The sequence below is a fragment of the Methylobacterium sp. A52T genome, from assembly GCF_053346095.1.
In genome coordinates this window covers 33,809-46,446 of record NZ_JBKFBI010000032.1, presented here as the reverse complement: position 1 = coordinate 46,446, position 12,638 = coordinate 33,809, and the positions used below count along the sequence as shown (strand labels likewise).

At 72.5% G+C, this 12,638-nt stretch carries 13 protein-coding genes and 1 tRNA gene; 5 read left to right on the top strand and 9 right to left on the bottom strand.

Annotated features, from left to right (window positions below):
• The coding region (cobD, locus tag ACLBYE_RS10655) for a threonine-phosphate decarboxylase CobD (RefSeq protein WP_447694155.1) at positions 1-918 on the bottom strand (918 nt) is incomplete at its 3' end.
• Here cobD and cbiB point away from each other — a divergent pair.
• Together cbiB and ACLBYE_RS10645 are read left to right on the top strand one after the other, a co-directional pair.
• Complete coding sequence (gene cbiB, locus ACLBYE_RS10650; protein ID WP_447694154.1) at positions 910-1,905, top strand: adenosylcobinamide-phosphate synthase CbiB; 996 nt, start codon at positions 910-912, stop codon at positions 1,903-1,905. The two genes, cobD and cbiB, sit on opposite strands and share 9 nt — an antisense overlap.
• A 170-nt stretch (positions 1,906-2,075) precedes the next feature.
• Positions 2,076-2,990, top strand: a complete 915-nt coding sequence (locus tag ACLBYE_RS10645; protein ID WP_447694153.1) for an NAD(P)-dependent oxidoreductase — start codon at positions 2,076-2,078, stop codon at positions 2,988-2,990.
• 41 nt (positions 2,991-3,031) lie between these two features.
• Here ACLBYE_RS10645 and ACLBYE_RS10640 read toward each other — a convergent pair whose 3' ends face one another.
• The 5 genes from ACLBYE_RS10640 to cobU form a co-directional block, all read right to left on the bottom strand.
• Positions 3,032-3,208, bottom strand: coding sequence for a hypothetical protein (locus ACLBYE_RS10640; RefSeq protein ID WP_010687019.1), 177 nt, complete (start codon positions 3,206-3,208; stop codon positions 3,032-3,034).
• A gap of 101 nt (positions 3,209-3,309) precedes the next feature.
• Complete coding sequence (locus ACLBYE_RS10635; protein WP_447694152.1) at positions 3,310-4,656, bottom strand: MFS transporter; 1,347 nt, start codon at positions 4,654-4,656, stop codon at positions 3,310-3,312.
• Between the two features lie 78 nt (positions 4,657-4,734).
• On the bottom strand, positions 4,735-6,177 hold the full coding sequence (locus tag ACLBYE_RS10630) for a cobyric acid synthase (RefSeq protein WP_447694151.1): 1,443 nt from the start codon (positions 6,175-6,177) through the stop codon (positions 4,735-4,737).
• 35 nt (positions 6,178-6,212) lie between these two features.
• Complete coding sequence (gene cobO, locus ACLBYE_RS10625) at positions 6,213-6,815, bottom strand: cob(I)yrinic acid a,c-diamide adenosyltransferase (protein ID WP_447694150.1); 603 nt, start codon at positions 6,813-6,815, stop codon at positions 6,213-6,215.
• The gene (gene cobU, locus ACLBYE_RS10620) at positions 6,812-7,354 is read right to left on the bottom strand and encodes a bifunctional adenosylcobinamide kinase/adenosylcobinamide-phosphate guanylyltransferase (protein WP_447694149.1); all 543 of its coding nucleotides are present in this window, start codon (positions 7,352-7,354) and stop codon (positions 6,812-6,814) included. The genes cobO and cobU overlap by 4 nt, the downstream gene beginning before the upstream one ends.
• Before the next feature lie 147 nt (positions 7,355-7,501).
• On the opposite strand from cobU, the gene ACLBYE_RS10615 reads away from it, so the two are divergent.
• Positions 7,502-7,577 (top strand) — tRNA-Glu (locus tag ACLBYE_RS10615).
• 277 nt (positions 7,578-7,854) lie between these two features.
• On the opposite strand, the gene atzD is transcribed toward ACLBYE_RS10615, so the two are convergent.
• Both atzD and ACLBYE_RS10605 read right to left on the bottom strand, forming a co-directional pair.
• Positions 7,855-8,961, bottom strand: a complete 1,107-nt coding sequence (gene atzD, locus ACLBYE_RS10610; RefSeq protein WP_447694148.1) for a cyanuric acid amidohydrolase — start codon at positions 8,959-8,961, stop codon at positions 7,855-7,857.
• Between the two features lie 502 nt (positions 8,962-9,463).
• Positions 9,464-10,408: a LysR family transcriptional regulator gene (locus tag ACLBYE_RS10605; RefSeq protein ID WP_447694147.1), complete on the bottom strand. Its 945-nt coding sequence runs from the start codon at positions 10,406-10,408 to the stop codon at positions 9,464-9,466.
• A gap of 242 nt (positions 10,409-10,650) precedes the next feature.
• Here ACLBYE_RS10605 and ACLBYE_RS10600 point away from each other — a divergent pair, with 242 nt between their 5' ends.
• Both ACLBYE_RS10600 and ACLBYE_RS10595 read left to right on the top strand, forming a co-directional pair.
• Positions 10,651-11,091 carry a hypothetical protein gene (locus tag ACLBYE_RS10600; protein ID WP_447694146.1) on the top strand — a complete coding sequence of 147 codons (441 nt, stop codon included), beginning with the start codon at positions 10,651-10,653 and terminating at the stop codon, positions 11,089-11,091.
• A gap of 82 nt (positions 11,092-11,173) precedes the next feature.
• Positions 11,174-11,662, top strand: a complete 489-nt coding sequence (locus tag ACLBYE_RS10595) for a DUF302 domain-containing protein (RefSeq protein WP_447694145.1) — start codon at positions 11,174-11,176, stop codon at positions 11,660-11,662.
• A gap of 257 nt (positions 11,663-11,919) precedes the next feature.
• Here the strand turns inward: ACLBYE_RS10595 and ACLBYE_RS10590 are convergent, their stop codons facing one another.
• On the bottom strand, positions 11,920-12,606 hold the full coding sequence (locus ACLBYE_RS10590) for a zinc metallopeptidase (protein ID WP_447694144.1): 687 nt from the start codon (positions 12,604-12,606) through the stop codon (positions 11,920-11,922).
• Positions 12,607-12,638 lie beyond the last annotated feature (32 nt).

The following is a 12,638-nucleotide window of genomic DNA, read 5'->3' as shown; positions in this document are numbered from 1 at the left end:
CGGGTAGGGGTCCGGCCCGGCGGGGCCGCGGGGGGCCCGGAACAGGCAGGTCCCGCCGACGACCCGGCCGCCGGCCCGGGCGATCATCCGGTCGAGGCGGCCCGCATCCGCGGCCCGGGCGCGGGCGGCTTCAGCGCGCCAGCCCGCGTCCGACAGGGCCGCGCGCCCGATCGCCAGGGCCGGGCCCGACACCGCCCAGGGTCCGAGGGCCGCGGCGATCCGGGCCGCCGTGCCGGGCGCGGCGACCGCGAAGCCGAGGCGCAGGCCGGCGAGCCCGTAGGTCTTGCCGAAGGAGCGCAGCACCACGGTGCCGGGCGCCGAGCCCGGTGCGGAGACGTGCGGGCACAGGCTCTCCACCGGCTCGAGGTCGGCGAAGGCCTCGTCGGCGACCAGCAGGCCGCCCCGGGCGGCGGGCGCCGCGGCGAGCGCCCGGCGCTCGGCCAGGGGATGGGTCCGCCCGTCCGGGTTGTTGGGATCGACGATCACCGCCACCCGGGCCTCGCCGACGGCGTCGACGCTCGGAACCTCCGCGACCGCGTGCCCGGCCCGCGCCCAGGCGGCGGCGTGCTCGGCGTAGGTCGGCCCGACCACGGCGACCCGGGTCGGGGCCAGGAGCCGGGGCAGGGTCTCGATCAGGACCTGCGTGCCGGGCGCGGGCACGACGTGGTCGGCGTCCGGCGCGCCGTAGGCCGCGGCGGCGGCCTCGCGGAGCGCGCGGACCTCGGCGGCCTCGGGCAGGCGCGCCCAGGCGCTGGCCTCCAGGGCGGGCACGGGATAGGGGACCGGGTTGATCCCCGTCGAGAGGTCGAGCCAGGGCTCCGGCGCGTCGGGAAAGGCTTGTCGGAGTCCGCCGAGATCGCCGCCATGCGCGATCGGGGCGGCCTCACGCGCGGGAACGCTCCACACCGAATGGTCCATCTGCCCGGTACGTTCGCCGACACGCTCGCCGTCCTCGCCGTCGCCCTCGGGATCGAGGCGGCGGCCGGCTATCCCGACGCGCTCTACAGGGCGGCCGGTCACCCTGTCACCTGGATCGGCCGGTTGATCGCCGCCCTGGAGCGCGGCCTCAACCGCGGCTCGGCGTGCCGGCGGCGGATCGCCGGCTGCCTCGCGCTGGCGCTGCTCCTCGCCGCGGTCGGCTCGGCCGCCCTCGCCGTCACGGCGCTGGCGGGGCTCGCCGGCCCCCTCCCCGCTCTGCTCCTCCTCGGCCTGCTCGGCGCGAGCCTGCCGGCGCAGCGCAGCCTGCACCAGCACGTCGCCGCCGTGGAGACGGCCCTGCGCGCGGGCGGCCTGGAGGCCGGGCGCCGGGCCGTGGCGATGATCGTGGGGCGCGACCCCGACCGCCTCGACGAGGCTGCGGTCTGCCGGGCCGCGATCGAGAGCCTGGCGGAGAACTTCTCCGACGGGATCGTGGCGCCGGCCTTCTGGATCGGCTGCCTCGGCCTGCCGGGGGGCGCCCTCTACAAGGCGGTCAACACCGCCGACAGCATGATCGGCCACCGCAGCCCGCGCTACGCGGCCTTCGGCTGGGCGGCGGCCCGGCTCGACGACGGCGTGAACCTGCCGGCCTCCCGGCTCGCGGGCCTGCTGATCGCCGGGGCGGCGGCCCTGCGCGGCGCCGACGCCCGGGGGGCGCTCCGGGCGATGATGCGCGATGCGCGCCGGCACCGCTCGCCCAATGCCGGCTGGCCCGAATCCGCCATGGCGGGGGCGCTCGGCCTGCGGCTCGCGGGGCCGCGGGTCTACGATGGCACCCTCGTCCCGGACGCCCATATGGGCGACGGCCGGGACGCGGCCACGGCCGACGACATCGCCCGGGCTCTGGCCCTCTACCGCACCGCCTGCTGGCTCCAGGGCGGGCTCGTGCTGGCGCTCCTCGCGTTCTGCCTGTCGCTCACCGGCTGAGCCGTCCTCGCGAGCGGAGCGGAGCGCGCCAGGGCCGCGCGACCTCTGATATCGTGGCGCCGACGGGATCGCTCCGCTCGCGAAGACGGCGGCCATTCCGGATCGGGCCTTGGCACGGCCCGCGCACCGGACGCATCGTGGCCGGACGGGGCTGGATGAGGGAGACGCCGATGCGCGCCGTGTTCGTGGATGCCAGCGAGACCCTGGCGGCGGTGGCCCGGCGGCTGCTGCGGCCGGACGATCCGCCCTTCGCGATCCATGCGGATCCCGGAATCGCGCCGCAGGACCTGCCCGCGATTCTCGACGGCGCCGAGACCGCGGTGATCGACCACACCGCCCTCCCCCTCGACGTGGCCCGGGCCTGCGCGGGCCTGAAGCACGTCGTGTTCCTCGGCACCGGCGCCCGCAGCTACATGGACCCGGATGCGCTCCGGGACGCCCTCGGCGTCACCGTCCACACCATCAAGGGCTACGGCGACACGGCGGTCGCCGAGTGCGCCTTCGCCCTGATGTGGGCCGCCGCCCGCGGCCTGCCCGAGATGGACCGGGCGATGCGCGCCGGGTCCTGGCTGCGCACCGAGGGGATCCAGCTCACCGGCAAGACCGTCGGCCTCGTCGGGTTCGGCGGGATCGCCGCCGAGATGGCGCGCCTCTGCCGGGGCGTGGGCATGCGGGTGCTCGCCTGGAACCGGACCCCGAAGACCCATCCCGGCGTCGATTTCGTCCCCCTCGACCGCCTGCTCGCCGAGAGCGACGTGGTCTCGCTCCACCTGCTCCTGACCGACGCGACGCGCGGCTTCCTGTCGGCCGCGCGGATCGCCGCGATGAAGCCCGGCGCGATGCTGATCAACACCGCCCGCGGGGCGGTGCTCGACGAGGACGCCCTGGTCGCGGCCCTGCGCACCGGCCACGTGGCGCGGGCCGGGCTCGACGTGTTCACCGTCGAGCCCCTGCCCGCGGATCACCCGCTGGCGCACCTGCCCAGCATCACCCTGTCGGCGCACTCGGCGTTCCGGACGCCCGAGGCGAGCGACAACCTGATCGGCGCCGCCCTCGACCATTGCCGGCGGATCGCCTCAGGCTGACAGCTGCGCCGCGGGAGCGGCCGCCCCGGTGCTCGGCTATCCTAGTGCTCGGTGCCCTGCATGTTCGGGCGCGGCTCGCCGCCGTGATGGTGGATCACGCTGGAGCGCTCCGGGCTCCCCTTCGCGTCGGCGACCTGCTTCCGGGCCGCGGCGGCCAGGAACCAGATGCCGCCGAGCGTCCCGAAGGCGAGGATCATGAGCGGAAATCCCTGACTCATCGCGGTGCCCTCCTCGACGATGGCCCGCGGGCTTGCGGGTCTGCATCATCCTGCCGGTCGCGCCGGCCTGAGGAAGGATAACGCACGAATCCGGGCCGTGTTCAGGCCGGTCTCGCGGCCGTCGGCACCGCCCGCCGCGCCGCGTCGCGGCGCAGGGCGGAAAGCACCACGAACATGAGGCCGGCCCCCACGGCGAGGCAGGCGGCCAGGAACAGCATCGGCACGAGGTCGCTCTGGGTCTGGTCGCGGATGAACGGCACGGCGTTCTGGGCGACGAAGCCGCCGAGATTGCCGACCGAATTGATCGCCGCGATCCCGGCGGCCGCCGAGGCGCCGCGCAGGAAGGTCCCGGGCATCGACCAGAAGACCGGCTGGGCCGCGAAGGTCCCGGCCGCGGCCACGCACAGGCAGGCGAACTTCACGGCGTTGCCCGGCAGGACGACGGAGAGCGCGAGGCCCGCCGCCCCGACCAGCGCCGGCCCGACCACGTGCCAGGTCAGGGCGTTGCCCTGCGCCCCCGTGCGGGCGGCGTGGCGCGGCACCCACCACAGGGCGAAGGCCGTGGCGAGCCACGGGATGATGTTGAGGAAGCCGTTGGTGAGGTTCGAGACGCCGAAGCCCTTGACCACGGTGGGCAGCCAGTAGCCGAGGCCGTAGGCGGCGAGCGGCAGGGAGACGTAGACCCCGGCGAGCATCAGCACCCGCCGGTCGAGGAGCGCCGCGAACGGGTTGCCGTGGTCGACGTGGCCGCCGTCCTCGCGCTCGGCCCGGAGCGTGCGGGCGAGCCAGTCGCGCTGGGCCTGCGACAGCCAGGGCGCGGTCTCGGGGCCGTCCGGCAGGACGAACAGAACCACCGCGGCCATGAGGATCGCCGGCGCGCCGGTGGCCAGGAACACCCACTGCCAGCCCTGGAGGCCGAGGAGCCCGTCGAGGCCCAGCAGCGCGCCGCCGATCGCCGCACCGACCGCGTTGGCGATGGCGCTGGCGATCATGAACCAGCCGATCATCCGCGCCCGGTGCGCTTGCGGGAACCACAGGGTCAACGCGAACAGCACGCCGGGGAAGAAGCCGGCCTCGGCGGCGCCGAGCAGGAAGCGCAGCACGTAGAACATCGCCGTGCCCTGGGTGAAGCCCAGCAGGACGGTGACGATCCCCCAGGTGATCATGATCCGGGCGAACCAGATCCGCGCGCCGACCCGCTCCAGGAAGACGTTGGCCGGCACCTCGAACAGGAAGTAGCCGAGGAAGAACAGCGAGGCCCCGAGCCCGTAGGCGGTCTCGGAGAGGCCGAGGCTGCCGACCATCTCCAGCTTGGCGTAGGAGACGTTCTGCCGGTCGATATAGGCGATCAGGTAGAGCAGGCCGAGGAGCGGCATGAGCCGCAGGGTCACGGTCCGGACGGTGCTCGCGGCGAGATCCTCCCCGGCGGGGGACGGCGTGGTCGGCATGGGCGTTCCTCCGGGGGCCGTGCGGCCCTTCGTGGCGGGGCCGGCATAACACAGAGCAATCCCTGGCCCGCGCCCCGCCTACCGGGCAAGCGCCAGGAGGCGGTCGCAGTCGACATGGGCCGCGATGTGTCGCGCGAGGCCGTCCAGCGCCGCCTCGACCCCGGCCTCGTAGCCGGCGCCCGCCGAGGCGGTGCCCAGGCGCGCGAGCCACGCCGCCCGCTGGGCGTCGTCGGCGAACAGGCCGTGCACGTAGGTCCCGGCCACGCGCCCGTCCGCCGAGACCGCCCCGTCCGGGCGCCCGTCGGCGAGGCGCAGCAGCGGCCGGTCCGCGTCGGGGCCCTCCGTCGCGCCGATATGCATCTCGTAGCCGGCGAACGGCACGCCGTCGGGCAGGCTCGTGCCGGTGACGGCGGCGAGGCGCTTCTCCGGCGTCATCACGGTGTCGACGGCGAGGAGCCCGAGGCCCGGCACCGTGCGGGGCGACCCCTCGATCCCGTGCGGGTCGGCGAGGCTGTTGCCCAGCATCTGGTAGCCGCCGCACAGGCCGAGCACCCGGCCGCCCCGGCGGACATGGGCGCGCAGGTCGACGTCCCAGCCTTCCCGGCGGAAAGCCTCCAGGTCGTCGATCGTGGTCTTCGAGCCCGGCAGCAGCACGAGGGCGGCCTCGGCGGGGATCGGCGTTCCGGGCCGGACCAGCACCACCGACACGTTCGGCTCCGCCCGCAGCGGGTCGAGATCGTCGAAATTGGCGATGCGCGGCAGCACCGGCACCGCCACCGTGACGGAGCCAGGCCCGCACGGGTCCGAGCCGGCGAGGCCCAGCACGTCCTCGGCCGGCAGGCGCGCGGCGTCGGGGAAGTGCGGCACGAGGCCGAGCGCCGCCCAGCCGGTGCGCTCGGCAATCAGCCGCATCCCGTCGGCGAACAGGCTCGGATCGCCGCGGAACCGGTTGACGAGGAAGCCGGCGACCATCGCGGCGTCCTCCGGGTCGATCACCGCCTTCGTGCCGACGAGGCTCGCGATCACCCCGCCCCGGTCGATGTCGCCGACCAGCACCACCGGCGTGTCGGTGGCCCGGGCGAAGCCCATATTGGCGATGTCGCCCGCGCGCAGGTTTATCTCCGACGCCGAGCCCGCGCCCTCGACGAGGACGAGGTCGGCCTCGTCCGCGAGCCGCGCGAAGCTGTCCAGGACGGCGCTCATCAGCCGGGGCTTCCAGGCCTGGTAGTCGCGCGCCTTCACGGTGGCGACCATCCGGCCCTGCACCACCACCTGGGAGCCGACCTCGCTCTGCGGCTTCAGCAGGACCGGGTTCATGTGCACGGAGGGCGCCACCCGGGCGGCTCGGGCCTGGAGCGCCTGCGCCCGGCCGATCTCGCCGCCGTCGGCGGTGACGGCGGCGTTGTTCGACATGTTCTGCGGCTTGAACGGCCGGACCCTCAGGCCCCGCTCGGTGAAGGCGCGCGCGAGCCCCGCCACGATCAGGGACTTGCCGACATCGGAGCCGGTGCCCTGGATCATCAGGGCCTTCTTGGGCGCCGTCGCGCGCGGCGGGCTCAGAACTCGATCCCTTCCTGCGCCTTCACGCCGGCGGCGAAGTGGTGCTTGACGCTGCCCATCTCGGTGACGAGGTCGGCGGCCTCGATCAGGGCCGGCTTGGCGTTGCGGCCGGTGACGACGACGTGCAGGTCCGGCCGGCGCGCGCGCAGGGCGGCCAGCACCGCGTCGAGGTCGAGATAGTCGTAGCGCAGCGCGATGTTGAGCTCGTCGAGGACGAGCAGGCGGATCGCGGGATCGGCCATCAGGCCCTCGGCGACCGCCCAGGCGTGGCGGCAGGCGGCGATGTCGCGCGCCTTGTCCTGGGTCTCCCAGGTGAAGCCCTCCCCGAGGGTGTGCCACACGACCCTCTCGCCGAAGACCGCCACGGCGTGGCGCTCGCCGGTGTCCCAGCCGCCCTTGATGAACTGCACCATGCCGACCCGCCAGCCGCGGCCGAGCGCCCGCAGCATCAACCCCAGAGCCGCCGTGCTCTTGCCCTTGCCGGGGCCGGTATGGACGAGGAGCAGGCCCTTCTCGAGGGTTTTGCCCGCGACCTCGGCGTCCTGGACGGCCTTGCGCTTCTCCATCTTCTCGCGGTGGCGCGCGGCGTCGTCGCTCATGCGGAGGCTCCTGTCTCAGAGGTTCGCGGCTTCACGACCAGCGGCAGGCCGGCCACGGTCAGGACGACCCGGTCGGCCCGCGCGGCGAGCTGCTGGTGGAGGCGGCCGGCGGCGTCGCGGAATCGCCGGGCGAGGGCGTTGTCGGGGACGATCCCGAGCCCGACCTCGTTGCCGACCAGCACGAGCGGGCCCGGGACGTCGGCGCAGGCGGCGAGGAGCCGCGCCGTCGCCTCCGCCACGTCGGCCTCCGCCAGGATCAGGTTGGTGAGCCAGAGCGTGAGGCAGTCGACCAGGACCGGCCCCTCGGCCTCGGCGACCGCCTCCGGCAGCGCGAGCGGCACGTCGCGGGTGCGCCAGGCGCCGCCGCGCCGCGCGCGGTGCTGGGCGATGCGGTCGACCATCTCGTCGTCGAAGGCCTGGGCGGTGGCGAGGTAGAGCCACGGGCTGGGGCAGGCTTCGATCAGCCCCTCCGCGTAGGCGCTCTTGCCGGACCGCGCCCCGCCGAGGACGAGGGTCATGCGAGGGGGGGGCTGGGGCATGGCTCTCCATCGCCCCAACCCGGCGCGCGGTCAAACCCAGGACCGACAGAGTCAGGACCTGCAAACTCGGGACCTGTGGCACCTGTGCCGCGCCTGGACAGTTGCCGGGCGTCTCCGGTCCGACTATAGAACCCCGGCCCAGCCAGAGCGCCCTTCGTCTAGCGGTCCAGGACGTCGCCCTTTCACGGCGAAAACACGGGTTCGATTCCCGTAGGGCGCGCCAAAAAAAATCAAGCACTTAGTTGCATCTGGCGGCCTGCCTAGCTTCTCCTGGGAAGAATTCGGGGAGAAATGGCTCCTGCCGTGTCCCCGTGGCTTGGCTTGTTCCTCATCGCTCCTCGATGTGCAGGCCGATTTCGCTGCTGCGGCATTGCGCCCACTCTCGCAGCCTGATTTTCACCAACGTGCGGTTGCAGAGGGCCGGTGCAGGGGACGGGCCGAACGGCTTTGTCCCTGACTCTCAGCAACGCGGACGCACTTCCGCTTCCCCGCGCTCGGCTTCAGTCCCCCACGCGGGCGATGACCGCTACCGGGCCGCCGCCATCCGGCCCCTGATGCTCAGCGCCGCCGGAGACGAAGAGGTCCGTCCGGCCGATCGCCGCGGCGGCCACGCCGCCGACCAGGGCGCGGGCGTGCCGGGTGGCGTTGATATCGCTGTCATCGTTCATGATGTGGCGCCGTCCGCGGATCAGGCCGTCATGGGAGGGCTCGGCTTTGGCGAGCAGGGCGATCACGCGCTCCGACTCATGAGACGGCAACTGCGCCGCCTCCAGGAAGCCGAGGTCGGTGAGCACCCGCCGAATCGCCGACAGGTCGATGCCGTCGTCCATGACCCGGTGGGCGATGGCGAGCGGGCCGGTCCAGCCCTGGGCGTTGCCGAGCACGATGATCTCGTTGCGCATCAGCTCGATCCCCGCCGAGCAACTGGCGCGGCCGGAGAAGAGATCGCGTCGGGTGCCGATGGCGGAATCCGCGAGATGTTCGCGGTCGACCTCTCCCAGGGCGAGCGCGATGCCGAGCGCCGAGGCGCCGCGGGATAAGCCCATCGAGGCGTAGGTGTCGTGTGTGGCGACGCCGTGGCCCCGGGCGGCCGCCTCGGCGATCCGAGCGCTCGTCAGGAGCGGGCACTTCACCTGCACGAAATGCACGTCCGCGGGATCGGTGAGCCCCGCCTCTGCCATGGCCCGGCCCACCGCCGCCGCAGTCGCCTCGACCTGCGCCATCCGGCCGATCTCCTCCGCCCGGAACTCCTGGGTGAAGGCCGTTCCGATGGCGAGCGCCTTGCCCTCCGGCACCGCGGGGCTTTCGCGCCGGGCGAGGACGAGGAAGTGCGGCGACAGCCCGCCTTCGGTGCCGCCGGACATGATGAGGGCGATCCGCGCTCCGACCTCCGCCGCCGTACAGCCGAGGGCGGTGGCGAGCGCCGTCTCCAGGGCCATCACCGCGAGCTGCCGGGTGAAGTCATTCACGCAGCCGTTGCCCTCGGTCTTGCCGAAGATCGCGACGATCTCGGTCGCGTCCACCGCCCCGGAGGCGACGAGGCCCATCACCTCGGAGACGTCGGCGGGATGCTGCGCGGGCACGCGGAAGACGAGGCATTCGGGCATGGGGGAACCGGGGTGGAAGAAGAGGGCGCGCCGCCCTTCCACTGGGGCGATCCCGTCGTCTGTCCGCGTCCAGCGACGACAGGGACCGGCACGATCGGGTGGCCAGCACGGGCAAGCACAGACCGGACCATCTTCGGAGAATCCACGAGCCTTCTATCGCGCGGGAGAAAGAACGCGTTGATCGGCTCCTGACGCCGAACCAGCAGGATGGCCCAATCTGTGGTAGAAGCAGATCGTCTCTAGACCACTCCATGCCGCCGTGCCGGTAGCAACCCTGGCTGTGTCGAAACCGCGATGGTGGTAGCTTTGTCCGGCACGCCCGGGGGGCGGCATGGGACGGTTCGTTGTCGGCGCCGAGCGCGATCAGACGACGCTGTTCCCGCCTTGTCTCGAAGATCGGATTGCCGAGGACAACCCTGTCCGGGTCGTCGATGCCTTGGCTGCCTCCAGGGGCACCCAATCGGAAAAGTGGCTCAGGGACCGAGAGGCGTGAGGCTACGAGCTACACCGCGTCTTCGCGGGCGCTACCGGCCTCCCGTCCCAGGCGAACCATGACCTCCCGCAGCCAGCGATGGGCGGGATCGCGGTCATAGGAGGCGTGCCACAGCATGGAGATGACGATCTCCCCGGTCGGCACCGGCACGGGGCTCGTCGTCAGGCCGAGCTGGGTCGCGAAGGTGGTGGCCAGCTCGTCGGCCATCGTGGCGATCAAGGGCGCGGCCTGCACGTGAAACGGCACGGTGGCGAAGCGCGGCGTCGTCGCCGCCAGCCTCCGCGTCCGGCCCACCTTCGCGAGCGCCTCGTCCACCACCCCCGGGCCGACGCCGGTCAGGTACGTCAGGATGTGCGGGAAGCGGACGAAGTCGTCGAGCGAGAGCGGACCGCTCACGCCGAGCAACCGGGGATTGAACAGGCTCAGGAAGCCGAAGCGATAGAGCGGCCGGACCTTGTGGTGGACTTGGCCCTCGGAGATCATGCCGACGGCCATGTCGATCCTGTCGGCGTCGAGGTCCCCCAGCACGCTCCCGTAATCGAGGCCGACCAGGTGCAGGCGGATGCCGGGCGCCTCGCGTGCGAGGAACGCGAGCAGGCGCGGGATGAGACGCACCTCGACGCTGCCGGGGATGGCGAGCGTGAAGGACCGCTCGACCTGCGAGGGGGCAAAGTCGTCCTCCCGGAGGACGATGCCCTGGAATTGGCGCAGGGCGGCTCGGACCGGCTCGACGAGGGCGAGCGACCGCGGTGTCGGGCGCATGCCGTCCGGCGTGCGCGTCAGGAGCTCGTCGCCGAGGAGCCTGCGCAGGCGGGCAAGGCTGCTGCTCATGGCGGATTGCGTGATGCCGACCTTCGCGGCAGCGCGCGTGACGCTGCTCTCGGTCAGGAGTGCGTCCAGCGCCACGACCAAGTTCAGGTCGATGCCCGCGAGGTCACGGTGCTTGATCGTCATGGTCAGGTCCGCCGGTGGCTCGCGACCCTGGTCTCGGCGACCGGACAATGCGGCATCCGACCGAGCGGGACCATCAGACTTCCGAGCTGCATCGGCCGCGCCATCGCGGCCGTCGAAACCGGCCCATCATTTACGGCGTAGATACCGGGTATCAACCGCATCTGTTTGATGAATGCGGCCCCCGGCCGCATCTCCTCCTCATCGAAAGACGGGCCACCCCGTCACACCGAGAGGATCGAGAGATGACCCACCGTACCATCACCCTCACCGCCGCGCTGACGATGACCGTGGCGTCCCTCCTGCCGGCCGCCGCGTCGGAGGTGACCCTCAACACCGCCGCGCACGGCGCCTTCTCCGTCCCCGCCGTCATCGGCGCGGCCCACCATGCGCCGGGTCTCGCGCTGAGCGCCGCCGACGTCCGTGCGCAGGGTGGTCTCCTCGTACCGGCCCTCACGCGCTGGCAGGAGGCTCGGCCGGCCATCGCCTCCGTCGAGCCCTTCAAGGCGCCCGCCACCATCACCGTCGCCTATCGGAGCCGAAACGTCGCGACGCATGCCGCGCAGGTCCTCAAGCAGGGGGGCTTCGCGACCGCGGGCGTCGTCCGGTGGCTGCCCGACGCGCCTGTTACGGTCGAGGCCGACACGAACACGGTCAAGCTCGGGTCGCTTGAGGCCATGAACTGAGCGAGCACTCGGACAGGCCGAGGACGAGCAACCGAGGCCCGCCCAGCGAGCCGCCCGCTGCATGAAGTCAGGAGATCAGATCATGTCCGACCACTTCGCGTCGACCAAAATCGCGGTCGAGCACGTCACCCTTTCCTCGGCCAAGTCCTTCGAGGCGGTCCGATCCGCCTTGGAGGCTTCGGTGCCCGTCATCGACCTCGATTACGCCAAGCTCCTGAAGGCCGGACGAGTGGACGAGGCGCGCGACCTCCTCGAACGGCAGGCGCCGCTCTCGATCTTTGGCTTCCGAGACCATGGCGATGTGCTGCTCACCGCCGGGTTGGGCCGCAAGGCCATCCAGTACGACATCGGCAACCCGCTGACGGCCGCGTCGATGACCCGGCACGCCGTTTCTGCCGCCTTGTACGCGCCGATCCGGGTGCTTCTGCGTGCGGATGCCGAGGGTGGCGTCGCCTTCGAGTACGACCGCCCGGTCAGCACCTTCGGCCAGTTCGCGAATCCGCAGGTCGACCGCGTCGCTGGCGAACTCGATGAACGGCTTCGGAGCACGCTCGCCGCGGCCGCCGCGTGAGGTGAGGCGCTCGAGGACGCCGCGGATCGGGGCCGAGTGTCTTCGTTCCGCGGGGCGCGCCGTGACGCGGCAGCTCTGTTCCACGCGCGGTTCCGACGCGTGTTCGGCTTCACGGCAGCTTCGGCCGCGACCAGACCGTCCCAAAGCCACCCCTCCGAGACGTTCGAGCGGTCGTTCGGTGGTGACAGTGGCTGGCTGATCGAAGGCAGTCCGCTCGCGGCCGAGCAGAGCAGGAACGGACCCGCGTTTGGTAGGTCTCAGAACCGGAGGAGTCGCCGGAAGCGGGCGATGTTCACGAGCGACACGAGGGACGAGGCCACGTAGGTGAGGGCTGCGGCGCGCAGCACGGTGCGGGCGCCACGCATGTCGTCAGCGTCGAGGAAGCGGCCCGTTTCCAGGATGGGCAGAGCCCGCCGGTAGCTCGCATCGAGCTCGACGGGCAGCGTCAAGAGGTGAAACACGAGGCGAACGCTGAGGAGCGCGATGCCGAACCCGACCTGTAGGGTGAGCAGGGCGGGTGATTTGATGACGGCGAGCATGATGGGCGCGGTCATCATCACCAAGCCTGCGGCAAGCTCGAAGCCCTGCACGATTGGCGCGAAGGTCACCCGCGCCGCGAGCAGCCGGTCCCCCGCCGCGTGCTGGAGCGCGTGGGACACCTCATGTGCCGCCACCGCGACCGCCGTGATGGAGCGGCCCTCATGGTTCTCCGGCGACAGGCGCACGACGTTCGCGACCGGATCGTAGTGGTCGGCCTGCGCGATCTCGACGGGAACGTGCTCGAGCCGTGCCAGGTCGAGCAGATGGCGGGCAAGCTCGCCGCCGGTCCCGGGAAGGTCCGGCCTCTCGGTGGCGTGTTGCCGCATCACCCGGCGCACCCACCACTGAGGGCCGAACACGAGACCGAACAGCAGGGCGGCGCCGAGCGCCAGGAGGATCGGCATACCGGGTATGTAGGCGCGGGGCCGAATCCGTG

Excerpts from the sequence above, each read along its gene's own strand:
- cbiB (WP_447694154.1), top strand. The coding sequence starts at position 910 with ATGGTCCATCTGCCCGGTACGTTCGCCGACACGCTCGCCGTCCTCGCC.
- ACLBYE_RS10645 (WP_447694153.1), top strand. The coding sequence starts at position 2,076 with ATGCGCGCCGTGTTCGTGGATGCCAGCGAGACCCTGGCGGCGGTGGCC.
- ACLBYE_RS10640 (WP_010687019.1), bottom strand. The coding sequence starts at position 3,208 with ATGAGTCAGGGATTTCCGCTCATGATCCTCGCCTTCGGGACGCTCGGC.
- ACLBYE_RS10635 (WP_447694152.1), bottom strand. The coding sequence starts at position 4,656 with ATGCCGACCACGCCGTCCCCCGCCGGGGAGGATCTCGCCGCGAGCACC.
- ACLBYE_RS10630 (WP_447694151.1), bottom strand. The coding sequence starts at position 6,177 with ATGATCCAGGGCACCGGCTCCGATGTCGGCAAGTCCCTGATCGTGGCG.
- cobO (WP_447694150.1), bottom strand. The coding sequence starts at position 6,815 with ATGAGCGACGACGCCGCGCGCCACCGCGAGAAGATGGAGAAGCGCAAG.
- cobU (WP_447694149.1), bottom strand. The coding sequence starts at position 7,354 with ATGCCCCAGCCCCCCCCTCGCATGACCCTCGTCCTCGGCGGGGCGCGG.
- atzD (WP_447694148.1), bottom strand. The coding sequence starts at position 8,961 with ATGCCCGAATGCCTCGTCTTCCGCGTGCCCGCGCAGCATCCCGCCGAC.
- ACLBYE_RS10605 (WP_447694147.1), bottom strand. The coding sequence starts at position 10,408 with ATGACGATCAAGCACCGTGACCTCGCGGGCATCGACCTGAACTTGGTC.
- ACLBYE_RS10600 (WP_447694146.1), top strand. The coding sequence starts at position 10,651 with ATGACCCACCGTACCATCACCCTCACCGCCGCGCTGACGATGACCGTG.
- ACLBYE_RS10595 (WP_447694145.1), top strand. The coding sequence starts at position 11,174 with ATGTCCGACCACTTCGCGTCGACCAAAATCGCGGTCGAGCACGTCACC.
- ACLBYE_RS10590 (WP_447694144.1), bottom strand. The coding sequence starts at position 12,606 with ATGCCGATCCTCCTGGCGCTCGGCGCCGCCCTGCTGTTCGGTCTCGTG.